The following is a 24,799-nucleotide window of genomic DNA, read 5'->3' as shown; positions in this document are numbered from 1 at the left end:
ATATCGGTACTCGGTTAAAAAATTACACGAAGATACGAACTAATTGTGAATGAAGAATTAGGAATATAAATAGATAAGTGTAAACACTATAAAATCTTATATTTTATGTAAAGAATCTTCGGAAACTTCATTGTTCATGATGATTTTGTCAATATATTCTCCCTTTTCTAGGAAAAAATTAGGCATTCGTCCAACTTCTGTAAATCCTATTTTAGTATATAAAACTATTCCAGAAATATTAGAAGCGTATACTTCTAACCAAATCAAACGTAGGACTGGATTTTTGATAGCCCAATCCAAAACATTCTGCAAGAGTAATGTCCCAATTCCTTGATTTTGCCATTTAGTATGAATTCCAATACCAATCATAGCAGTATGTTCCATTTTTTTTCTCCAACTACCAGTAAGATCAATATTGCCTACCATATTATTATTTATCATTGCTACAAGAATAATGCTATTCTTTTCTGATAGATACTTTTTGATCATTTCTTTCTCCTGATCGGTGTCATTAGGATATTCGTTTTCGAATAACGGCAGGGTCTCTGTGTTTTTTAAATATTGTAGTTTGAGATGTAATAGTTCTTGAGCATCATCAGGTGTGGCTTGCCTAATGGTAATTTGATGATTGCTTTTAGTGGTATATGTTTTTGAAACGAAATTCAATTAAGCATTCGGATTTTTATCTCTAACTCTTTTGTAAAATTTGATCCCTAACATTAAAAGAACGGCTAATAATAATATTCCGATAACCCCATAAATCCAATTAACGGCATCTCTTAAAATAACCAAAAATATTACTGCAAAAAGAATAATAGTAGCACCTTCATTCCATAATCTCATCTGGTTAGAGGACCATTTTACGATTCCATTTTGTAGTTGTTTAAAAATCTGATGACTTTTTAGGTGGTATAACCAAAGTAAAACAACGAATCCTAATTTTACATGCATCCAGGATTCTTGCAACCATTCGGGGATAAGTATTAACAGCCAAATAGCGAATCCTGTTGCTAAAATAGCAGATGGCCAAGTAATAATATACCAAAGGCGCTTAGCCATTAGTTTTAGTTGGTTTCCTAATATTTCTTTATCTGGAGAAGGTTTTTCGGACGCCTCGATTTGATAAATAAAGATTCGTGGAATATAAAAGAGCCCTGCGAACCAGGTAATCACAAAGATTAAGTGCAGGGCTTTTATATAGTTATAATATTCTAGCATAAATTATTCTACAAATAGATAATTAAGCTGCAAGGTATTGAATTCTGTATTAAAGCTTTTTATTTCTTCAGAAATTAATTTGTCAAATAGTGTCAATTGAGTTTCTATCTCTTTAGTTAATTCATTTTTTACAGCAATATCTTGTGCTGTCGGTCCAAAATCTCCCATTCCTACCAGAGAGTTTAGATGACCAAGCTTGTTAGTTAATTTTATTGGGAAATTCAATGGATCTTGACCACTTCTATTTTTAGTTTGGTATAGTGCTTTTTCAATTTCTCCAAATTGTTTTTGTAGATCTTTAGCTTTAGTTACCAAATCTTTTGTTTTCTCATCATCTTTATATTGTTTGGAGAATGATTTAAGCTGAGTGTTGATCTTTCTAATCTTTTTAATAGATTGATGTGCTTTATCCACGGTTTTATTTACATCTGTAATAAAATCAAACTGTTGTTGCATTTGCTGTGGTGTAGCTTCTGCTCTAGGATCTGCTAAAATGGTAAAGGGTTGCGAAGTCTCTTTTCCATTAACATTTAGGCTTACCTTATAGGTTCCGGGGACAGCTTTTGGACCGTCTAGACTTGCCCACCATAAGATCATCCCTTTCAACTTTTCTGCTCCTTTACCGCGCATATTCCAGTTAAATTGATTAGCTCCTTTTTCTAAATCTTTTAACTGGTGCTTTTTCTCTTTGGCACTAGTACTAAACGAAGCGATAGTATCTCCTTTGGTATTAAAATAAGTTAATGAAACCGTGTCTTTCTTCTTATCAAACTTTTTAAGGTTGAAATAAGTGATAACTCCACTAGGATGATTGGTTCCTTCGGTTTTAGAATCTTTGAAACTACCACCACGCATTCTATAGGTGTCTTTTGGTTTAAAAAGAGTGTAGTTTTCCGTTGCTATAGTGTTATTTAATTGATGAAGAACTGTTAAATCATCAATAATCCAAAGGCTTCTTCCTTGGGTAGCTACTACTAAGTTGTTTTCTTTTATAGCTAAATCAGTTATAGGAACAATAGGAAGGTTTAGTTGAAAAGATTTCCAGTTAGCGCCGTCATTGAATGAAATGTACATTCCAGTCTCTGTACCTGCATATAATAATCCTTTTCTTTTCGGATCTGCTCTTAGAACTCTGGTAAAATGTTCACTAGGAATTCCTGTTGTGATTTTTGTCCATGATTGTCCATAATTTGTTGTCTTATATAAATAAGGAGTAAAGTCACCAGATTTATATCGTGTACCTGCAATGTAGCAAGTGCCTTCATCAAAAGCACTAGGTTCAATACTATTGATCATCATCCATTCTGGCATTCCTTTCGGAGTTACGTTACTCCAATTCTTTCCTCCATCTTTACTTACATGAACTAATCCGTCATCACTACCTGTCCATAGCAACCCTTCTTTTAAAGGACTTTCTGCGGCAGCAAAAATAGTACAGTAGTATTCCACCGAAGTATTATCTTGTGTAATAGGACCTCCAGAAGACTTTAGTTTACTAGGGTCATTTCTTGTAAGGTCTGGACTGATAACTTCCCAGCTTTGCCCTTCGTTTTCAGTGACATGAACCTGATTAGAGAAGGTATACAATCTATTTGGATTGTGTTTTGAGAACATAATAGGGAAATTCCATTGAAAACGATATTTCATATCTTCTGCTCCATGTCCCATAGGGTTATCCGGCCATACACTGATGGATCGTACAGTTTCGGTTTTGTGATTTACTCTGGTAAGGAATCCATCATAGCTACCGCCATAAACGATATCATTATTCTTTGGATCTACAGCAATATGCGCGGATTCTCCACCAGCAGTGGACTCCCAATCATCTTCTGAAATGGACCATCCTGTACTTCTGTGATTAATTCGTATAGTGGAATTGTCTTGTTGTGCAGCGTATATTCGATATGGGAAACTATTATCTGTAGTTACTCTATAGAATTGTGAAGTTGGTTGATTATGATAAGTACTCCAGGTTTCTCCACCATCATAAGTAATCTGGGCACCACCATCATCACCTATGACCATTCGTTTAGGGTTTTCTGGGGCTATCCAAAGATCATGATGATCTCCATGAGGTGCTCTAAAACTACTGAAGTTTTTACCGCCATCTTTACTTTTATGATAAGAAACATTTACCACATATACTACATCTTTATCTTTAGGATCTGCATAAATCCTAGTGTAATACCAAGCACGCTGACGAAGACTACGATCGCTATTTAAAAGGTACCAGGTTTCACCACCGTCATCACTTCTATACACTCCACCCTTTTCTTTATTTTCTACAATGGCCCAAACTCTTTCGCTGTTCACTGGAGAAACAGTAACACCAATAATACCAAGAGTGTCTTTAGCAAAACCTTTATTTTTCGAAATTTCCTTCCATGTTTTACCGCTATCTGTACTTTTCCATAAGGCAGATCCATCTCCACCAGAACTTAAACTGTAAGGTGTTCTTCTGGCGTTCCAAGTAGAAGCATATAAGATTCTAGGGTTGTTAGGGTCTAAAGTTAAATCAACCGCACCAGCATTTTGATTCGAAAAAAGTACTTTGTTCCATGTTTTACCACCATCTATACTTTTGTAAACACCTCGATTTTGTGTTGGTTTGTAGATGTTTCCTAAAACACCCGCGTATACGATATCTGGATTGGTTGGATGAATAGCAATTCTAGGAATATGTCTACTTTTTGGCAAACCTGATTGAGTCCATGTTTTACCAGCATCAACACTTTTCCATACACCATATCCTGAAGACACATTTCCTCTAAGTGTTTTTTCGCCACCACCGACGTAGATTACATTTGGGTCACTTTTAGATACTGAAATAGAACCAACAGAACCTCCAAAAAAGCCATCAGATATATTTTCCCAGGTTCTTCCACCATCGGTAGTTTTCCAAACACCACCTCCAGTGGCGCCAAAATAAAATAAATTAGGTTTTCCAGGAACTCCTGTTACTGCAGCACTTCTACCTCCTCGAAAAGGTCCTACTAATCGATATTCTAAGGCGTTATAAAGTTCTTCTTTATACGTTTGTGCATTTACCAATGAAAAATTGCCTATTACAAAAAATGTAATAAGAGTGAGTTTGATGATTCTTGAGTACATTCAGTTGAGTTTATAGTTTACGCCTAGGTGTTGATTAACCACAGTGTAGATTTGATGGTCTACTAAAATCAGGAATAAAAGCGTATTGAAAAAGATTTTCACGTAATTTTAACCTTAGTCTACTGGTTAAGATAAAATCGTGTTACAAGAATAATAGACTATGCGCCTTTTGGAAGAACTAGTGTTTTTCTAACTTCTCTGTTTAGATAATAACCGGTGAGTATAGTGGATAATACATCCGCAATTGGAAAAGCAATCCATACACCTAGAACACCAAGAAAAGGAGGTAGCATTAAGATAAGTGGGATTAGAAAAAAACCTTGTTTTGTTAAGCTTAATAATAAAGCAGGAACTACTTTTCCAATAGATTGGAAATAAGCGGAACCGATTAATTGTACGATGATTACAGGAGTAGCTAAAAACACAATTCTTAAGGCTGACGGCGTTCGCTGAAGAATTTCCTTGTTATTAGCAAGTGTTTCAGGATCCAAAGAAATTTTAGTACTTACGAAAATAGAAATGAATTGGTGTGGAAACACCATTATTATTAGAAATATTACGATAGCTAATATTCCTCCATACGTAATAGATGTATTAATAGATTCTCGAACTCTCTGAAACTTTTCTGCACCATAATTGTATCCGGCAATAGGCATAAAACCCTGATTTACCCCGATAACTGGAAAAAGTGCAAACATCAATACTGTTCTTATGATACCGTAAGAAGCAATGTCTAATTCATCTCCATAATTTCCTAAAACGTTATTAAGTAAAATCCCTAATACCGCAATAGTACCTTGTCTGGCGAGGGTAACAAAACTAAGTCCACTAATTTCGTTTACAATAGATTTTTTTAGCTTAATACATTCTGCATTAAGAGGCAATTCACTTTTTACGATAAAAAACCACAAAATGAAACCAAAGCAAATCGCATAGCTTATAAAAGTAGCCCAAGCTGCACCTTCCATTCCGTATCCCATAACATTAATGAGAATGTAGTCTAGAAAAATATTACCAATAGCGGGTAATATCATTGCTACCATTGCAAATGTAGGTTTTCCTTCTGCTCGGATTACATTATTACCCATCATCGACATAGAAAGCATTACAATGCCATAGAGTACTATTCTGTAATAAATAAGTGCATAATCTTTAAAGGATTCTTCTGCGCCCAAAAAACCTATAAAAAAATCTTGAAAAATTAATCCAATTAAAGCTAATGAACCAGATATTAAAAAAGTTAAGGTGGTTTGATTTCCAAAGACACGTAGCGCTTTATCTCTGTCTCCAGACCCTAATGCTCTTGATAAGACTGAACTCCCCCCAATTCCAATAGCTAATCCAATAGCACCAATAAAAAAGGTAAAAGGAATAACCACTTGAACAGCAGAAATTGCAAGACCACCAATCCAGTTACCTAAAAAAGCAGTGTCTACAATCATATTTAAAGACATTACCAGTATTCCAATAGAGGCTGGTACTGCCTGCTGAATAAGAAGTTTTCCGATGGGTTTAGTTCCTAAAGCTTCAGAGCTTATTCTCGCCATTCTTTATACAGGAATTTTTTCTCCAATCCATTCGTTCACCCAGTTTCCAAGTACATCTGCCCAATCGTCTCGATCATTTAAACAAGGAATTGTGGTAAATTCTTTTCCGCCAACTTCATGGAAAATTTCTTCTCCTTCCATGGCAATTTCTTCTAATGTTTCCAGACAATCCGATACGAAGGCAGGAGTAACAATAGCCATTTTTTTAAGACCTTCTTTCCCCATTCTTTCTATAGTTCTATCTGTATACGGTTGTAACCAGGGATCAAAACCTAATCTGGATTGAAATGTAGTAGAGTAGGTGCCATTTTTTAATCCTAATTTTTTAGCAACCTGAACCGTAGTCATTTCACATTGATGACGGTAACAGAATTCATGCTGTACAGACCCCTTCTTAAAACAACATTTGCCATCCATTTTACAATTTCCGTTGCTAATATCGCTTTTTCGGATATGTCTTTCCGGAACACCATGATAACTAAATAAAAGGTGGTCATATTCAACATCTTCTAAATGTTCTGAAATACTATTTGATAGTACATCTATATATTCCTTTTTGTCATAAAAAGCAGGAATATCAGATATTTTCATATTAGGGAAATGTTCTTTTCTTAATTCTTCGGCAAGTACCAAAATTGTTTCTGTAGTCGCCATTGCAAATTGAGGATATAGTGGTACAATTAATACTTCATCGACACCTTTATCATGCAATTCTTGTAATCCTTTATGGATGCTCATGGAACCATATCGCATTGCCAATCCAACGGGGACATTGGTTCTTTCTGCTACTTTTTTCTGTAATCTTTCAGAAAGGACTATTAGAGGCGAACCCTCTTCCCACCATATTTTTTTGTAAGCAGCTGCAGATTTTTTAGGACGCGTATTTAGAATAATTCCTTTTACTAATAATGTTCTAGCCCATAAAGGAACATCGATAACTCTAGGATCCATTAAAAACTCTCCAAGATATTTCTTTACATCCTTGGGATCTGTGCTATCAGGAGATCCTAAATTAACAAGAAGTACACCTTTGCTCATAGTTTATCTTTTTCGAAACGTAAAAATACAAACTATTCAATGGATAGATCATAAAATTATAATAAGACTTAGTGATCTAATAATTGATAATAACAATTTTCTTAATAATTCTTGGAATTCGTTTTGGATTAGTTCTTAAAACAATGGAGAGACAAGTTAAAATGTTTTAAACTAAAAGTTCTCAGATAATATTTTCTTATTTTTATAAGATCAAAAAAGCATTGAAATGAAACGTATTATTGTAGACGTAGAAAACGAAAAGTTACCTTTTATTATAGAATTGTTAGAACATTTTGAATTTGTTTCTGTTTTAGCGGATCCAGATGGAGATGATAGAGGAATGTATGACTCTATTGTTTCTTTACAGAAAGGGGAAGGAATTCCAATGAAAGAATCTTAAAATTCTGTATTTAGCTTAGATTCATCACGTACTTTTTAGGAGTGGTGCCAAATTTCTTTTTAAAAGCTGCTATAAAATGGCTTGCCGTGCTATATCCTACCTTTAGGCCAACTTCATTTACATTATGACTTCCAGTTGCTAATAACTGGCGAGCTACCTCCATTTTATAATCGAAAAGAAAGGTATATACTGGTTCACCATAGATTTGCTTAAAACCATCTTTGAGCTTACCCAATGGTAGTCCAATTTCTTTTGATAATTCTTGGAGAGTTGGTGGCTCAGCCATTCTGGAAATAATTATTTCTTTAGCCTGTTTTATTTTAAGCACATTTTCTTCATCCACTAGAAAAGGACACTGGTCAATATCTGCATCTTCAGGTTTGTTGAAATAAAGGCTCAGTAATTCATACGATTTTCCTTTAAAATATAGGAGTTTAATAGAACGGTGTAGATTGTAATTTAGAATTTGATTTAAAATAACGGTCATAGAAGGAGAAATATCGGCATCCGTGTAGTATTTTTTATCACGATTACCTTCTCCTAAAAATGGAATATAATCTGCTTCTTTAGAAAAGAGAGAATGAAATTTTTTAATTGAAATTAATAATGAAATAAGAGATGAATCCTTTTCCATTTCCAGATTCATAGGCAAGTCTCTCTGCGGATTATATAATAGGAGCGATTTTTTATCTGGTAAAGGTATCGAATAGCTCCCGTTATTAAAGTTAAACTTGGTGTTACCTTTTACACAGAAGTGAAATTGAATGTAGCTACTATTAATATCTCGTATAATCTTTTGATTATCATTCGTTTCGTTTTGGAACTTAAGTATAAAGAAACCGTCCTCGATCATGGTTTCTTCCATTATGCCTGGAGCGTTATTTTTTAACTGTATTTCCATCTTCTATGTGGTATTTATTTAGAATAAATCTAAATTGATATTTTTGAAATCTACGGTAGCTGTACAAAAATAAGTGTTTTTACGTGATTTTGACTATTTAAAGAGATAAACAACGCATTTCGATACTTTAAAACCTTTAAGCGTTATTTTTTAAACTAGATGTAGGATATTTTTGCTACGGAAAAATTGAGACGGCCCAATGGAACCTCACCTACGTACAAAAGGATCACATTTTTATGCAATTGGTCTCAGCTATAAAAAGGCTGATGCTGAGGTGCGCGGTCATTTTAGTCTTAATGATGAGGCAAAGAGTCTAGTTCTTCAGGAAGCAAAGGATGATGGTATCGAAGGTCTTTTGGTAATGTCTACTTGTAATCGTACAGAGCTGTATGGTTTTGCACAACATCCTTTTCAGTTAATAAAGCTTTTATGTAAACATACTGTTGGAACTGTAGAAGAGTTTGAACAGGTTGCTTATGTTCATAAAAATAGCAAAGCTGTACATCATCTTTTTAGAGTAGGAACAGGTTTGGATAGCCAGATTTTAGGTGATTTTGAAATTATCGGACAATTAAAATCCGGATTTCGAACATCTAAAAAGATACAGATGATTAATCCTTTTTTGGAGCGTTTAACCAATGCGGTAATTCAGGCAAGTAAAAGGATTAAAAATGAAACTGAAATATCCAGTGGCGCTACTTCTGTGAGTTTTGCAGCAGTACAATATATTTTAGCTAGAGTTCCTTATGTCTCTGACAAAAACATATTACTTTTTGGAACAGGAAAAATAGGAAGAAACACTTGTGAAAATTTAGTAAAACATACTAAAAATGATCACATTGTATTGATAAATAGAACAAGGGACAAAGCCGAAAGAGTAGCAGGAAAATTTAATCTTATTGTAAAAGATTATGAAACACTCAAAGATGAGGTGAACAAAGCGGATGTTCTAATTGTGGCTACTGGAGCTCAGCAACCAACGATTACGAAGGAAATTATTAATACCAATAAGTCTTTATTGATTTTAGACTTATCAGTTCCAAAAAATGTTCATTCTAATGTGTCAGAATTCCCAAATGTTACTTTAGTGCATATGGATGATTTATCGAAAATCACAGATGATACCTTACAGCGAAGAAGAGTTCATATACCGAAAGCAGAGGTTATTATAGAAGAAGTAAAGTCTGAATTTGATAGTTGGTTAGAAACTAGAAAATTTGCTCCTACCATTAAAGCCTTAAGAAATAAACTAGCCTCATTTAAGGATGCTGAAATCAATTTACAGCGTAAAAAAATGGTAGATTTTAACGAAGAGCAAGCTACGATTATTAGTGATCGCATTATACAAAAAATAACGAATCATTTTGCTAGTCATCTCAAAGATGAAAACACTGCTTCTGAGGAAAGTATTGAATTGATTCAGAAAGTATTCCAAATACAAAATAAATAGTGACACATAAGAAAATCCGCATTGGAACAAGAGACAGTGAATTAGCACTTTGGCAAGCAAAAACAGTTCAGAATAAATTAGAAAAGCTTGGACACGAGACGATCTTGATTCCTGTGAAGTCTACTGGAGATGTTATTTTGGATAAACCTTTATATGAATTAGGGATCACTGGCATTTTTACCAAAACATTGGATGTCGCTATGATTAATAACGATATTGATATTGCCGTACATTCTATGAAAGATGTTCCCACGGCCTTACCCAAAGGTATTGTAGAGGCTGCGATTTTGGAACGTGCAAATTCAAATGATATTTTAGTACATAAAGGCGTTGATTTTTTAAATACCAATGGAACAATTGCTACAGGAAGTTTGCGTAGAAAAGCACAATGGTTACATAAATATCCTAAACATTCTGTTGTAGATCTTAGAGGAAATGTAAATACCAGAATGCAAAAGTTACAAGATAGTGATTGGAACGGAGCTATTTTTGCAGCCGCAGGACTAGAAAGAATCAACTTAAAACCTAAGGAATATATCGATCTAGATTGGATGATTCCAGCTCCTGCCCAAGGAGCTATGCTGGTAGTAGCCAAAGAAGATGATACTTATTGTCTAGAAGCACTCGAAAAGCTAGATCATGAGCATTCTAAAATATGTGTTCATGTAGAAAGAGAATTTCTAAGAAAATTAGAAGGTGGTTGTACAGCACCAATTGGAGCTTTGGCAACTATAGAAGAAGATGAACTTCATTTTACTGGAGCATTATTTAGTTTAGATGGAAAAGAGAAAATTGAAGTTGCAGAGACTATTAAATTAGAGGATGTAAATGAATTTGGAATCCGCTGTGCCAAAAAGGTATTGGATAATGGAGGTAAGGAGTTAATGCATAAAATTAAAGCAGTGTTACAATAATTGAAAGCAGAGCCTACCATATTATCCACAAAAAAATTATCCTATTCGCAAAAAGAATTGTTGTTAAACTCGGGAATCGGATTTGTAGAATATGATGCGATCGAGATTGAATTTTTGAACGTAACCATTGATCAACTCATACAAAATGCAATATTTACCAGCAAGAACGCGGTAAAAGTAATGCTAAATTCTGGAGTTACGATCCAACGATGCTTTTGTGTTGGAGATAATACGAAAAAGCTATTGCAGCAAGGAGGTATCGAGGTGATTGAAACAGCCCAGAACGCGAAAGATCTTGCCGAAATTATTGTTAGGAATTATCAGCAAGAGAAATTTCACTTTTTTTGCGGAAACCTTAGAAGGGATGAACTACCATCTATTCTTTCTCAGAATAAAATAAGTTTAGAAGAAATAGTAGCCTATAAAACACTAAAGAAGTCTACAAAAATTGATAGAGTTTTTGATGGAATACTGTTCTTTAGCCCTTCGGGAGTAGAAAGTTATACTTCTACGAATGAGATTAAAGAGAGTATGGTTTTTTGTATCGGAAGTACAACCGCCTCTGAGGCAAAAGCGCATACAGATAATATTATTATTGCCAATAAACCAACCGTAGAGAACGTGATTGTTCAGGCGGTCAAATACTTTGATAAAAGGATATGATTAAAAATGATTTATTTCTTAAAGCTTTAAAAGGAGAAACTGTGGAACGTCCACCTGTTTGGATGATGCGTCAGGCAGGAAGATATTTACCAGAGTTTATGGCTTTGAAGAAAAAATATGACTTCTTTACACGATGTAGAACACCAGAATTGGCTTCTGAAATTACTGTACAGCCTATTGATATTATTGGTCCTGATGCAGCAATACTATTTAGTGATATCTTGGTGATTCCACAAGCTATGAATATCGAAGTACAGATGAAAGATGGAATTGGTCCTTGGTTACCAAATCCAATTCGAACTCAGGCGGATGTTGATCAAGTGGTAGTTCCAGATGTCGATGAAGAGTTAGGATATGTAATGGACGCTATTACGCTTACGAAAGAGAAATTAGATAATAGAGTGCCTCTTATTGGTTTTGCAGGTTCTCCTTGGACGATACTATGTTATGCAGTGCAAGGACAAGGTTCTAAGAATTTTGACAAGGCGAAAGGATTTTGTTTTACACAACCCGAAGCTGCTCATCAGTTACTGCAGAAAATTACAGATACTACGATTGCTTATTTGAAGAAAAAAGTGGCTACTGGGGTCAATGCAGTGCAAGTTTTTGATAGTTGGGGAGGTATGCTTTCACCTGTAGATTATCAGGAGTTTTCCTGGAAATATATTCAGCAGATAGTAGACGCTTTAAAAGATGAAACGGAAGTAATCGTTTTTGGAAAAGGTTGTTGGTTTGCTTTGGGTGAGATGGCAAAATCAGGTGCATCAGCATTGGGTGTAGATTGGACTTGTTCTGCAAGAAATGCAAGATATCTTACAGGAGGAAATATAACATTACAAGGTAATTTTGACCCTTCTAGACTGTTATCACCGCCGTCGGATATTAAGAAGATGGTCAAACAAATGATCGATGAGTTTGGTAAAGATAAATATGTTGTGAATCTAGGACATGGAATTTTACCAAATATTCCAGTGGATAATGCGAAGGCATTTGTAGACGCAGTAAAAGAGTACAAAGGGTAATAATGACAATAGTAAGCCTAATCAAACGTCTTAATATTAGGCAATTGTTTAAGGTAATAGGCTTGGGTTTACAAAAACCGTTGTATATTATTCCGACATTTATTGCTACAAAAAGAACCTTAGCTATCTGTGATTCTTTATACGAAGGTGAACATCATTTTCATGGAAAAGCAAATGCGTTTAGGCATTGCTTATGGAATGTACTTATATGCCAAAGAGTGTTGAAAGTTTCGGGAGATGCTACTAAATCTGAATATTGGGCAAAAAGAATAACTGATTTGCATGAAAAGTTAGCTCCAAATGAACCTTTGGAGCAAGCTATGGATTTACATAACAACGAGCTTGGCAGGATATATTTCAAAAAATTAAAGGATGCTACAGAAGGAGAAATTATTAGTTTTTTAGAATTAAAAATTAAAAATGCCAAAAAAGTGTTAGAGGTATCTAAATTGCATAACTATTCGAACGATTTGGTTTATATTGAGGAGGATTAAGGTATTATTATGAAAGTATAGTAGTCTACAGATGATGAAGAATAAACTTAAACTTTTTTACAAGAACTACTTGAGTCTCAAGAAAAGCTGGTCTCCACAACAAAATTTACTATACGGCTTTTTTACTTATGTTCTGGTTGGTTTTTGTTTGCTTTGTTTTCCGTTATTTCAAAAAGTATCTATACCTGTTCTTGATAACCTTTTCATGGCTACATCTGCAGTTTCTACAACAGGTTTAATTACAGTTGGTATTGCTGATAGTTATAATTTTTTTGGTCAATTCATTATATTGATTCTTTTTCAATTAGGAGGTATTGGTTATTTAACTTTTACAACATTTATGATTCTTTCAACTACCAGAAAGATAACGCATTGGCATAAAACACTATTAACTTCCGAGTTTACCTTACCTCAAACAATAAGGGTAAAAGACTTCTTAAAATCTGTTATTTTCTTTACTTTTTTTATGGAGATTTTGGGAAGTATTCTGTTTTTTATTGCTTTTAAAATAGAAGGAATGTCTACAGGAATAGCATTGTGGAATGCAGTTTTTCATAGTGTAAGTGCTTTTTGTACAGCTGGGTTTAGTCTGTTTAATACTGGATTTACGGAATATGTTGATAATACTTTTATGAATGCTATTATTGCTTTTTTAGCTATTTCGGGATCTTTGGGTTTTATTGTGGCCACAGATTTTACTCTTAGACTAAAAAAAAAGTCACATAGAATTAGTTTTACTACTAAAATAGTATTGATAGGTTTCATTATCTTATTAAGTTTTGGTTTTGTGTTTTTCTATTTTTTTGAGCCAGAGATATATGGACTTCCAATAAAAGAGAGAGTATTAGCATCTTTCTTTCAAGTTATGAGTGCTATGACTACAGTTGGTTTTAATACAGTTGATTTTGGGGCTTTTGTCTTACCAATGTTGTTGGTTACTACGATATTGATGTATATTGGAGCTTCTCCTTCAGGAACAGCCGGAGGAATGAAAATAACTACATTAACAGCGGTTTTTTCAATAATGAAAAGTAGACTGAAAGGAAGAAAAAGGATCACCTTTTTAGGACGAACAATTCCTTTTGAAAGATTGTACATAGCAACTTCATCCTTTATTTTTTATACAACCTTAATATTTCTCGGAACATTTATTTTATCTTTTACAGAATCTTTTAGTTTTGAACAAATATTGTTTGAAGTTGCATCAGCGCTTGGAACAGTCGGATTAAGTACTGGGATTACCTCAGAACTAAGTGAAATAGGGAAATTGATCATTATAATTTTAATGTTTATAGGTCGATTGGGAGTTCTTACTTTTGGATTAGCAATATGGTCTAAAAGTGTTGTAAATGGAGAAGATCAGGTGCCAGAGGAAGATATTGCTGTGTAAATTTTGAAACAAATTTGTTTAAAACACTACTTATAAGGAGTTAACCAATTTGTAGTATCATGATTAAAAATATAATAAACGGTATTAAAGCGTATTTCGGCAGTTTTGGATTGATTTCTAAATTAGGCTTATGGAAGTATTTTGCGATCCCGATTTTGATCAGTTTTCTAACAGGAATCTTGTTTTTTGCGCTTTCGTGGTTTTTGTCTGATCCGCTAGGAGGATTTATTGCAAAAGCATGGGTATGGGATTGGGGTTCTGAAACTTTTGCAGTTATTAGTAAATATTTTGGTATTTTGTTGATATTAGCTTTAGGACTGGTCTTATACAAACATATTGTAATGGCATTATCAGCACCTTTTATGAGTCCTGTTTCTGAAAAGGTGGAAGCACATATTTTAGGAGATCAGCATAAACATCATGCGCACCGTAATACTTCGTTTAGAGAACAGTTGATACGAGGTATACGTATTAATGTTAGAAATTTATTTAGAGAACTATTGTTTATTATTCCACTGCTTATTCTTAGTTTAATTCCAGTGGTAGGAATAATAGCAACGATTTTAATATTTGCAGTTCAGGCTTATTATATTGGTTTTGGCAATATGGATTACACAATGGAGCGTCATTTTAAATACAAAGATAGTATTGAATTTGTTCGTAAAAACAGAGGCACTGCTATTGGAAATGGAATTGTATTTATGTTAATGTTGTTCATCCCAATAGTAGGATTTATCATCACATTACCTATATCTGTAGTGGCTGCTTCTACAGAAACAGTGACAATATTAGATAAAAAAGGTTTGATTCTTAAGGAATCTTTTGAAGAAGTTTCAAAAATTGAAGCATAAAAAAATAAATGAAACAAGTTATAACAGATTTGATATACATCAGAATTAGTAATGATGAGTTTCATTTGGCTTTTAGAATAATATAAAAATACATGAAAGAAAAATTTTATCAGTATATCCAGGATTTACAAGATACTATTACTACAACACTTGAGAAAATAGATGGAGAGGCAACTTTTAAAGAGGATATCTGGAAAAGAGAAGAAGGTGGTGGTGGAAGAACTCGAGTGATTGAGAATGGAGCGGTCTTTGCAAAAGGAGGAGTAAATATTTCGGGAGTTCATGGTAAACTGCCAAAAGCAATGCAAAGTTACTTTAATGTAGGAGATGTCGATTTTTTTGCTTGTGGTTTATCACTGGTTTTACATCCAAATAGCCCAATGGTACCTACAGTTCATGCAAATTGGAGATATTTTGAAATGTATGATGAAGAAGGTACCATAGTAGATAGTTGGTTTGGTGGGGGACAAGATCTTACTCCGTATTATTTGTTTGATGAAGATGCCAAACATTTTCATCAGGTTTGTAAATCAGCATGTGACAAACATGATTTAGATTTTTACCCATTATATAAAAAGAAGTGCGATGAATACTTCTACAACGCGCACAGAGGAGAAGGAAGAGGAGTAGGAGGCTTGTTTTTTGATTATTGCAAAAAAACGGATAATAGAAATATGTCTCAGTGGTATGAGTTTGTAACTGAGGTTGGAAACAGTTTTCTAGAGGCTTATGTACCTATTGTAGAGAAAAGAAAGGAAATATCCTACACAACTGACCAAAAAGATTGGCAAGAGATTCGCAGAGGAAGATACGTAGAGTTTAATTTGGTGCATGATAAGGGAACATTATTTGGATTAAAAACAAATGGAAGAATAGAAAGTATATTAATGAGCTTACCACCTCAGGTACAGTGGAAATATGATCACCATCCTGCTAAAGGAAGCGAGGAGGCGCGTTTACTGGAAGTGTTAAAAAATCCTATTGAGTGGGTGTAATCTTACGAAAAAGAAGGTGAAAAACGGTAATTATTAAAAATTCACTCGTTAAAGTGCTTAAAAATTAGGATAAAGTGTTGATTATAAGGATTTTTTTATTACCTTGCGTCAACTAATGTGGCTTAATGTATAATTATTAACCGATTAATACCCAAATTTGTATGAAAAAAATTCTACTATTGTTATTAACTGTCATCTGTATTACGGGATGTGAATATTTTTCCGGCGGTGGTAGTTCGAAACCCAAATTTGCTAAATTTTCAAAAAATACCATAACGTTTCGTAAGAATACTATTATGCTTACGAAAGGGTACGAGAAAACAACTCCTGAGGAATTTAAAGTAAGACTAGATTCACTACAAGATAGTCCTAAGTTTAAAAAGATTGCTTTAGAAGAATTAAAGAAAATCGAAGATAAGAATGTTGATTTCCAATTATTCGTTGATGAAAGAAATGTAGAAAATTACGTTTTTATCTACGCTTGCGATTATTATCAATTAGATGAGCACAGAGCGGCTACAGTAGTAGAAGCTTTAAGCAGACAACTAAAAGATGAGGCTCAAAGTCAAGACGTACGCTACAAAAGAATACACGGAAGATTTTTCTTTACCCCAACTTCAAAAATCGTGAAGTTAAAGTATCTGAAAGGATATAAAATGGAAAAGAAATATCAAGCAGAATATATTGTTGCTTCCAGATCAGGAGGAATTGGATTACTTATTAGTAACCTAGAAAACGTAGATTTTGAAAGTTCTATTAAACGACTTGCTTCAAAATAAGAAGAAGAAGAATTTAATTGGGTTTTAATACAACTTATAAAAAAGGTATTGATTTTTATCAGTACCTTTTTTAATTATTAGAGAATTACTAAAATTCAAACATGTGAAAAGATTTATTTTATTAATGATATGTATTGGTTTTATGAGTTGTGCTAAAGAAGTAGAACCAACTCCTGATAATATCAATAAAATATTTGCTTCGCAGGATTTTACATTTGAGTTCCATCAATCTGGTGAGTCCAAAAAATCTATTAGTTTTAGAAATGACTATCTGGTTTATAAAAGTAATGCACCCACATTTAGGAGAGAGATTACCTATGATGAGGTACTACTAATAAATGATTTTATACAGAATATTGTAAATCTGCACCAAAATGATGTAGACGAAGCATCTTCATTCTACGTAGTTAAAAATACTGCTTATACCACTACCATTTTTCCTAAACAGGAGGATTTATATTTCGAAGCACTATTAAAAACACTAAAACTAGTTAAGTAATAACTTTCTGCATTACTTTGTTTTCATAGCTATGCATTTCCATATCAAAGAATGCATTACCAATGACAACGAACTGTTGTTTTTCGTAAAAGGAAATAGCTCTATTATTTTTTATATACACCCAAAGCCAGTACTCATTGTGGCCTTTGTTCTTCAGTTCTGTTTCAACAGACGCAATCAATCCGTTGCCTATTCCTTTTCCGAAGAACCAATCTAGAACATATAACTTCCCTAATTCTGGAGAAACGATATTTCTTATTGGGCATGTACTATCATATACAATTTCTGCTACTCCCACTGGATTATCTTTATAAGTAGCAACGATCATTGAGTTCTCTTTTTCAATAGTATTTTTAATTGCTTCCACAGAGAATTTTTGTGATACAAAATTGGCAAACTCGTGGGTGATTCCTTCTACAGCATAGGTTTTCATATATACTTGCTTAAAAAGAATAGAAAGTTGTAATGCATCTTCTTTTTTAGCTTTTCTGAAAAGTATTTCAGACTTCATATTAGGATAAGATTTTATGAATTGGAGTATTATTCTTCGATTTCATCATCGATAGCCTTAAACTGCTTTATAGCTGTATTAGGTTCGATAATGTTGTATCCTTTCCAGAAATCAGGATTGTATTTGGATAAATAGGTAGATTGTACGTTTTTATTTTCTTTACTGCTTTTATATTCGCTTTCGGTAATTGTTTTAGCATCAAATACAATAACTTCATATTTGTTTTTCGCGTAGCTAATTACATCTAGATCTAACGATACCTGATTTTGCTTGTTTCTCCCTTTTACATACTTATTTTTTTCGATAATACTTAAAGGTCTGTCAACTCCAAATTTGTTTTCTGTTACTTTTTCGATAAACTTTACATCATACTTGCCATCACTTCCTTTTTTAAAGATGGTGGTACCACTGTATCCATTTTCCTGAAAACTAAGTCCAAGTAGGTTAAAGCTTCTTAATCGTTTTACGTTTTGATAATCAATTCGAATTATTGCAAAATCTTCGGTATTTACATATAAAGTACCTTTAAAATCGCCTCTTCTTTTGGGTGTAAACTTAATAACATATACTCCAACATCATCCAAGATGGTATAATCCACGCGTTCGAACTCGTATCGCCCCGAATTTTTAATCACATTTAGCTTGGTGTCAGATTGATAAAAAGTCTGATTAAAAAGGTTTTTAAGGTTCATTTTTCTAGATTTGAAAAACAAATTTTCCTTTGGATTATCAATGCCATCAGCAATATCCTTTGCGTCTTGATTGTTTTTTAAAATAGAATCTACCTGAACCTTTTGGCTGAACAATCCAGATCTAATTTTGATATATGAATTGGGTTTTACATTGTCTTTAAAAATTTTCTCCATCTTTTTGAAAATCCCCTCTATAGAACCATTATTATTTTTGTCATACAAGCGAGCTCCTTTAATTACTCTTAGTTTTTGTTTGTCTTCATTTCCATAAAAATCACATAAGGCTTCTGCATAAAAAACAGAATTCTTAGGAATCACTTTAGAGATGCTATCTATCAACTTTTCATCAATCTCTTCAATCGTAGATTTTTTGAACTCAAGGTCCATTTTTTTGATGAAGTTGGTATTGGTTTCTCTAAAGAAGAGTCGTTTTTTAGATAAGTCAGAGCGATAATTGTCTTCCATATTATCGTCTACATTATCAATGATATCATCAATATCCAGATTTTTGTTGGATATAAATACACTTTTAAGCTCTATAGCTTTTGGTTCTATATAAATGATGCTATCAGTGATGCTTTGCACAGATACACCTACAGTTGCATATCCCATGGAAGAAATGTAAATAGAGTCTATTTTTTTAGATTGAATATCATCCAGCGTAATATTGAAGCTTCCTTCTTCATTGGTAACCACACCTTCATTTTCTCCAATCTGTATGGTTGCATAAGGGATTGGTTGATTAGTTTTTTTATCCACTACTTTAGAGCGTATCGTTTGCCCAGTTGCGGTAGAAAAAATGAACCCTAAACCAATAAGTAATAATGTAATCTTATTCTTTTTCATAAATCAGTAGATTCGTAAAATTACAGGATAAAAGTCTAACTTCTATTGTATCTATTACATAGTTACAACTAAAAACTATACCAATATGGTAATTTATTCTTAAAATAAGACGAATATCTTATTGGTTCAAAGGTCTGGATAGTATAGAAACCAACTAAAGTTGATCTACTTCTAGGACTCTCCTTCGATAGCCGTAAATTGTTTGATCGCTGTATTGGGTTCTATGATATTATAACCTTTCCAAAATTCTGGATCATACTTAGACATATATTGTGGTTTAATGCTTTTATTCTCTTTGCTATTTTGATATTCAGCTTCTGTAATAGGTTTGGTGTCGAAAACAACTACTTCGTATTTGCTGATCTCACCAGCACCAATATCTAAACCTAAGGATAGTTCGTTTTGTTTGCGTCTTCCTTTTACAAACTTATTTTTTTCGATGATCTTTAGTGGTCGATCGATTCCGAATACATTTCCTCTCGTTTTTTCTATATAACGCACACCATATTTACCATCTTCACCTTTTGCAAAAATTGTTTTTCCTTTATACATAGTATCGTGAAAACTGATTCCCAATAACCCAAAATTTCTTAAGTTTTTTACATTTTCATAATCCACTCTCATGATCGCAAAATCTTCGGTGTTTACGTACATGGTGCCTTTAAAATCAGCTCCTCGTTTTGGTTCAAAATTGATAATATATACGCTGCTGTCATCCATGGTAGTATAATCGATTAACTCGAATCGATATCTTCCGGATTTATCAATAAAATTCAGCTGAGAGTCTTCCTGAAAGAACATGCTAGATAATAAACTTTTTAAGGAAGATTTTCTGTAGTTTAAGAAGTAATTTTCTTCATTTTTATTAGGTTTTTCGATCTCTTCTTTAACTTCTGCAGCTTCTTCGTTAGCATCAAAAATAGAATCCATCTGTACTTTTGTACCCAGAATCCAACCTGATTTAATCTTTAGGTAGGAATTAGGCTTTACATTCTTTTTCAGGATATCTTCGAGTTTATCCGAGAGCGCTTCCATAGAACCATCATTACTCTTGTCATATAACTCTGCTCCTTTAATGATATTCAGTTTTTGTTTATCATAATCACCATATAAGTCACATAATGCTTCCGTATAATACGCAGATTTTCTAGGAATGATAGAGATAACGCTATCGATAAATTTCTTATTAAATTCTTTAATCGTAGATTTTTTAAATTTCACATTGATTTTATGTAAATCACTAAAATCGGATTGTCGGTAGAATAGTTTTTTATGAGATAAATCAGTGCTGTAGTTTTGTGCTAGATTATCTTTTACATTATCGATAATCTCATCGATAGTTAGGTTTTTATTAGAGATAAAAACACCGCTAAGTTCAATAGCTTTAGGTTCTATATAGATAATACTATCAGAAATTGCATTTAATGCAATTCCAACTTTTTGATATCCCATAGAAGAGATATAGATAGAATCTATTTGAGCAAGTTTTTCATCTAACGTGATGCTGAATTTTCCTTCTTCGTTTGTAATGACGCCTCTATTTTTTGCTAATTCTATAGTAGCGTATGGAATGGGCTCATTAGTCTTTTTATCAACTACGGTAGAACTTATGGTTTGTGCCGATAGCATAAGACCTGATAATAAGGAAATAGAAAATACTGTAAGTTTTTTGATATTCATGATTTGATGATTTCGTTTTTTGATCTATATGTATAGACGCAGAAATGTCTATAAGGGTTGCTTGGTTTATTACTATATGAAGAAGACGAATGGTAGAATTAATTGTTACAGAATGCGATATAAAAAGAAAATCACAATAGAAACAGATGTTTCATATCGTGATTTTCAGCATTTAACTAACTAAAATCTTATAAGATCTATTCTTCTACTCCTAATAGATTATCATTAGAATTTCGATCTATTAATTTATTATATGGATCAATTCCTGCTTTTTCTGGTTTTTGATCCGTGGTAATCGTAAAGGTATTTTCGCCAGGTTTTAACCACTTTCTTTCTAGATAGTATGGGTTTTTAAGAGGAACGTCTTGTTCATCGATAATATCCTCTCCAAACAGACCAATTTCGATATAATTGGTTTTATCATCGGTACGTTCTTCTTTTCCTTCATCATCGTAGTAGATTTTTTTAGAATCTACAGTAAAGGTAGTTTCGTATTTTCCGTTATCTAGTTTTTTTGTCTGCGCTTTTTTAACACGGTTTTCATACAACACAATCTTTTTAAAACCATCTTCTACAGAATATTTAAGAGAATCTGGTGCTACTTTATAGATCACATCATATAAATTTTCTGAGGTAGGATAAACTCCTTTTTCATAATTTTTATATTCATTTAAGAACCCTTTTAAGGCGGTATTGATTTTTTCTTCGCCAATGATATCCTGTAATTCATACATGATCATTGATCCTTTTCGATACCAGATATAACCTCCCGTTTCCACATTGATTAAAGATCTTTCAGGTTTAAAACTAAAGGCACGACTTCGTAAGTACGTATCCAAAGAGTACTTAAGAAAGTTTTTTATACCGTTTTCTCCATATTCCTTTTTCATGGTCATTAAAGAAGAATATTCTGCTAAGGTTTCTGAAATAATATTAGCTCCAGAAGTTTTACTAGGAGTAACAATATGTCCCCACCATTGATGTGCAACCTCATGGGCTGTAACACGAAATGCATAGTTAAAATCTTCTGCTTTTTCGAAATCTGCTACAAATCCAAAATCTTCAGAATATGGAATCGTAGTTACAAATGATTGTGCAAACGTAGAATGTGCTGGAAACTCTACAATTCTGATTACAGAATTCGGATATTCATAAAAGTTTCTAGAACAATATTCTAAAGCTACTTTGGTTCCATCTATAAAATGTTGTAGATTCTTTTTGTGTTTTGGAGAATGATAAATCTCTATATCCACCTTTTTGCCGCTAGGAGACGTCCACGTAGATTTTTCTACATCGTATCTTGCAGAGACTACATTAAAGAAAAGATCTGTTTGGGATTCTAATTTATAATGAAAGTAAGCCCTTTCGCCTTCTTTCCATTCTTTTACCAACTTACCAGGTGCAATGGCAATCTGATCAGAAGAAGTGCTTACGACAGCTTCAAAATTGATATAATTCGCATCCTCGTTAAATAAATTCTTCTTAAGCGCTGTAGAATCAGTTCTCGGTGGAAATAAGTAATCTAATTTTTCTAAGTCATATTTTTTACGAACTCCATTATCCGAAAGCGTTCGATCATAATGAAAACTAGGAAAAATAGAATTGTTTAAAAATGTACCATTGTTTAGCACCTGCGTTTCCATACTATTAGAGAATCCCTTGGTTTCTGCAGACATAGCAATAGATAACTCTGCTGTTCCTTTGGGTTGCAGTGTATTAGGTAATTTATAGAAATACATTCTATTAACAGTATCAGAAATAACAGGCTTGATGTTTTCGCCATTATAGGTGATTTCCTCAAGTTGTGTATGTAATGCAGGATATTGTACATTTAATAACAGGGTGTCAATAGGAGTGCTATAGTTGTTGATTAAGCTAAACTCTCCGATTGCTTTTAATCCTCTTTCATTAGGATATACATCTATATAAGCTTTTAGATTTGTTACCTGTGGATGTGCCTGATTGATCAATCGACCATATTTTTTCTCCGCATTGGCAGCAATTTCATTAAAATAATCACCATCTTCGATACGATTCAGTACCTTCAGGTTATAGTAGCTGTAACCCGCCACCGATGAGAATGAAATTATTACTAAAAGGAAAGCACCTACCAGTTTAAAGTTAAGCCTTCTTTTAGCGAGTATAAATCGCTCTTTTGCCGAAGAGAAAAACCCTCGATTCCAGAATAAGGTTCCTACTACTAATAGAATACCCATCATTAAAATCCAGTACATGCTAAGTGTAAAAGCACCATGCATATAATGACCAAATCCATTAAGGTCACTTAAGAAGAAGGGTGTGGTTCCCGAAAATATAAGTAAAGGATTACTACTTTTAAACGCTAATGCCACTAAAAGAGGAAGTCCGATATATATTAGAATAATGATAAAATGACCTAAAAACTTATTGTTTACCAAAACATGCACAAAAAAGCACAAGAAAATGGTAGCAATAAAATTCGGAAGGATTAATGCAAAATTGTACAAGGCAGCCATTCCTAATTCATACCCAAAATAACCATTAAAAGTTTGGAATAAAATACCAATGATAATATTTACCAACGCCAATACTAAAGCTATTCCCACTAAAGATAGCACTTTAGAAAAGTATAAACTGGTATTGTTTATTGGCAGCGCATCATAAAATACAAAGGTTTTGTTTTTTCTAGTTCTATGAACAGCTTCACCGGAATAGATAATTAAAATTACTACAGATAAAAGAGAGATTCCTCCAGAGATAAAGGTCACTATAAATCTCGTTAACGGAGAGTTGGGTGTACCGTAGGTTTCATTGGCATTAAAAATGGTAATCAAGGATATGATAATACCAATAATGATTAATATGATAAAAACGGGGTCTCTTACGATCGATAAAAACTCAATTTTACTAAGTGATAAAAGATTTCCTCGTTCTGTTTTTTTATCAAATATCTGAGAAATACCACCGACAAAAGATGGTGCTTCCTGATCATTTTTACTTTTCTTTTCTTTCTTACCAGAAATTAAGAACTTTTTATAGTCGAATTTGAATAAGGTCAACAGGAAAAATAACAATCCGAGACCAAGCCACATCATCCTATTAAGTAGAAACTTACCATAGATTGGTAATTGGTTTGTATTTAGTTCATTGATAGACCAATATTTTTTCACATAAGAAAATACTCTACCACCAAAAGGGTCTAAATAAACCGTTAACCACTGATTATCTAAATTGGATAATAAATTTCCAGAGATACTATAAAGCAAGAATAAAAAGATACCTCCTAGATAAATGATTGGCATTTTTTTGAAAAAAGCCATCAAACAGAAGAATAGAGATCCAATTAAAAATGCATTTATTTCTAAAATAAATATAAATGGTAGTATGTAGGACGCCAAGTTAAAAGAGTCATAGCTACCATAATCTGGTCGATCCAAATACATTCCTGTTGTAAAGCCGATAATGGCTCCAATAACAATAAATAAGTTTAGGAAAGTTACTATGGCAAAACTTCCAAAAAACCTTCCTAAAACGTACGATTTTTGTGTAATCGGAAAGGTAAAATACGTTTGTGCAGTTTTATGATCCTGATCTCTAAAAATAGGAACTCCCATAATTGCCGCATAAAAGAAAATGGAAATAACAGAAATAGGAGCAATAACATCGATAATATTATTAGGACTATTAACAAACTGAGCAGTAATTGATTTCTGAAATACCGCTACTAAAAGTGCCATAGCTAAACCTAAACCAGCATAAATCCAGGTAGCTGGTCTACGAAAGCGATATTGTAATTCGAATAAAAATATTTCTTTCATA

At 33.2% G+C, this 24,799-nt stretch carries 21 protein-coding genes; 11 read left to right on the top strand and 10 right to left on the bottom strand.

Annotation, left to right across the window (positions count from 1 at the left end):
• Nucleotides 1–96 precede the first annotated feature (96 nt).
• The 5 genes from Q1A73_RS19200 to hemH form a co-directional block, all read right to left on the bottom strand.
• Entirely contained in the window at nt 97–666 is a 570-nt protein-coding gene (locus Q1A73_RS19200; RefSeq protein ID WP_299608870.1) for a GNAT family protein, read from the bottom strand.
• Nucleotides 667–1,218, bottom strand: a complete 552-nt coding sequence (locus Q1A73_RS19195; protein WP_299608868.1) for a CopD family protein — start codon at nt 1,216–1,218, stop codon at nt 667–669.
• Nucleotides 1,219–1,221: 3 nt separating this feature from the next.
• Nucleotides 1,222–4,329, bottom strand: coding sequence for a glycosyl hydrolase (locus Q1A73_RS19190; RefSeq protein WP_299608866.1), 3,108 nt, complete (start codon nt 4,327–4,329; stop codon nt 1,222–1,224).
• Between the two features lie 158 nt (nt 4,330–4,487).
• Nucleotides 4,488–5,876, bottom strand: a complete 1,389-nt coding sequence (locus Q1A73_RS19185; RefSeq protein WP_299608863.1) for an MATE family efflux transporter — start codon at nt 5,874–5,876, stop codon at nt 4,488–4,490.
• Nucleotides 5,877–5,879: 3 nt separating this feature from the next.
• Nucleotides 5,880–6,914 carry a ferrochelatase gene (gene hemH / locus Q1A73_RS19180; RefSeq protein ID WP_299608860.1) on the bottom strand — a complete coding sequence of 345 codons (1,035 nt, stop codon included), beginning with the start codon at nt 6,912–6,914 and terminating at the stop codon, nt 5,880–5,882.
• Nucleotides 6,915–7,140: 226 nt separating this feature from the next.
• On the opposite strand from hemH, the gene Q1A73_RS19175 reads away from it, so the two are divergent.
• Nucleotides 7,141–7,314: a hypothetical protein gene (locus tag Q1A73_RS19175; protein ID WP_299608858.1), complete on the top strand. Its 174-nt coding sequence runs from the start codon at nt 7,141–7,143 to the stop codon at nt 7,312–7,314.
• A 10-nt stretch (nt 7,315–7,324) separates the two neighbouring features.
• Here the strand turns inward: Q1A73_RS19175 and Q1A73_RS19170 are convergent, their stop codons facing one another.
• The gene (locus tag Q1A73_RS19170; protein WP_299608856.1) at nt 7,325–8,215 is read right to left on the bottom strand and encodes an AraC family transcriptional regulator; all 891 of its coding nucleotides are present in this window, start codon (nt 8,213–8,215) and stop codon (nt 7,325–7,327) included.
• A gap of 199 nt (nt 8,216–8,414) precedes the next feature.
• Between Q1A73_RS19170 and hemA the strand changes: the two genes are divergently transcribed.
• The 10 genes from hemA to Q1A73_RS19120 all read left to right on the top strand — a co-directional run bounded on the left by hemA (nt 8,415) and on the right by Q1A73_RS19120 (nt 17,272).
• Nucleotides 8,415–9,665, top strand: coding sequence for a glutamyl-tRNA reductase (gene hemA, locus Q1A73_RS19165; RefSeq protein WP_299608852.1), 1,251 nt, complete (start codon nt 8,415–8,417; stop codon nt 9,663–9,665).
• Nucleotides 9,665–10,579: a hydroxymethylbilane synthase gene (gene hemC / locus Q1A73_RS19160; protein WP_299608850.1), complete on the top strand. Its 915-nt coding sequence runs from the start codon at nt 9,665–9,667 to the stop codon at nt 10,577–10,579. Before hemA ends, hemC begins: the two co-directional genes overlap by 1 nt.
• Nucleotides 10,580–11,242 (top strand): uroporphyrinogen-III synthase, encoded by a 663-nt coding sequence (locus Q1A73_RS19155; RefSeq protein WP_299608848.1) that lies wholly within the window; start codon nt 10,580–10,582, stop codon nt 11,240–11,242. It begins immediately after the preceding gene.
• Complete coding sequence (gene hemE / locus Q1A73_RS19150; RefSeq protein WP_299608846.1) at nt 11,239–12,264, top strand: uroporphyrinogen decarboxylase; 1,026 nt, start codon at nt 11,239–11,241, stop codon at nt 12,262–12,264. The genes Q1A73_RS19155 and hemE overlap by 4 nt, the downstream gene beginning before the upstream one ends.
• A gap of 2 nt (nt 12,265–12,266) precedes the next feature.
• Nucleotides 12,267–12,758: a hypothetical protein gene (locus Q1A73_RS19145; protein ID WP_299608844.1), complete on the top strand. Its 492-nt coding sequence runs from the start codon at nt 12,267–12,269 to the stop codon at nt 12,756–12,758.
• Nucleotides 12,759–12,789: 31 nt separating this feature from the next.
• The gene (locus tag Q1A73_RS19140) at nt 12,790–14,148 is read left to right on the top strand and encodes a potassium transporter TrkG (protein WP_366141475.1); all 1,359 of its coding nucleotides are present in this window, start codon (nt 12,790–12,792) and stop codon (nt 14,146–14,148) included.
• Between the two features lie 59 nt (nt 14,149–14,207).
• A complete protein-coding gene (locus Q1A73_RS19135; protein WP_299608841.1) occupies nt 14,208–14,999 on the top strand; it encodes an EI24 domain-containing protein in 792 nt (263 codons plus the stop codon).
• Nucleotides 15,000–15,091: 92 nt separating this feature from the next.
• Entirely contained in the window at nt 15,092–15,994 is a 903-nt protein-coding gene (hemF, locus tag Q1A73_RS19130) for an oxygen-dependent coproporphyrinogen oxidase (RefSeq protein ID WP_299608838.1), read from the top strand.
• Nucleotides 15,995–16,155: 161 nt separating this feature from the next.
• A complete protein-coding gene (locus tag Q1A73_RS19125; protein ID WP_299608834.1) occupies nt 16,156–16,773 on the top strand; it encodes a hypothetical protein in 618 nt (205 codons plus the stop codon).
• Between the two features lie 103 nt (nt 16,774–16,876).
• The gene (locus Q1A73_RS19120; RefSeq protein WP_299608832.1) at nt 16,877–17,272 is read left to right on the top strand and encodes a hypothetical protein; all 396 of its coding nucleotides are present in this window, start codon (nt 16,877–16,879) and stop codon (nt 17,270–17,272) included.
• Here Q1A73_RS19120 and Q1A73_RS19115 read toward each other — a convergent pair.
• The 4 genes from Q1A73_RS19115 to Q1A73_RS19100 all read right to left on the bottom strand — a co-directional run bounded on the left by Q1A73_RS19115 (nt 17,265) and on the right by Q1A73_RS19100 (nt 24,798).
• Nucleotides 17,265–17,783 (bottom strand): GNAT family N-acetyltransferase, encoded by a 519-nt coding sequence (locus tag Q1A73_RS19115; RefSeq protein ID WP_299608830.1) that lies wholly within the window; start codon nt 17,781–17,783, stop codon nt 17,265–17,267. The two genes, Q1A73_RS19120 and Q1A73_RS19115, sit on opposite strands and share 8 nt — an antisense overlap.
• Nucleotides 17,784–17,812: 29 nt before the next feature.
• A complete protein-coding gene (locus Q1A73_RS19110) occupies nt 17,813–19,321 on the bottom strand; it encodes a carboxypeptidase-like regulatory domain-containing protein (protein ID WP_299608828.1) in 1,509 nt (502 codons plus the stop codon).
• Between the two features lie 171 nt (nt 19,322–19,492).
• A complete protein-coding gene (locus Q1A73_RS19105) occupies nt 19,493–21,001 on the bottom strand; it encodes a carboxypeptidase-like regulatory domain-containing protein (protein ID WP_299608825.1) in 1,509 nt (502 codons plus the stop codon).
• 197 nt (nt 21,002–21,198) lie between these two features.
• Nucleotides 21,199–24,798 carry a M1 family aminopeptidase gene (locus tag Q1A73_RS19100; protein WP_299608822.1) on the bottom strand — a complete coding sequence of 1,200 codons (3,600 nt, stop codon included), beginning with the start codon at nt 24,796–24,798 and terminating at the stop codon, nt 21,199–21,201.
• Nucleotide 24,799: the final 1 nt, after the last annotated feature.

This window comes from uncultured Aquimarina sp. (assembly GCF_947492115.1).
Lineage (GTDB): Bacteria > Bacteroidota > Bacteroidia > Flavobacteriales > Flavobacteriaceae > Aquimarina.
The sequence above is the reverse complement of the archived record's forward strand: the minus strand, read 5'-3'. Positions and strand labels throughout refer to the sequence as shown.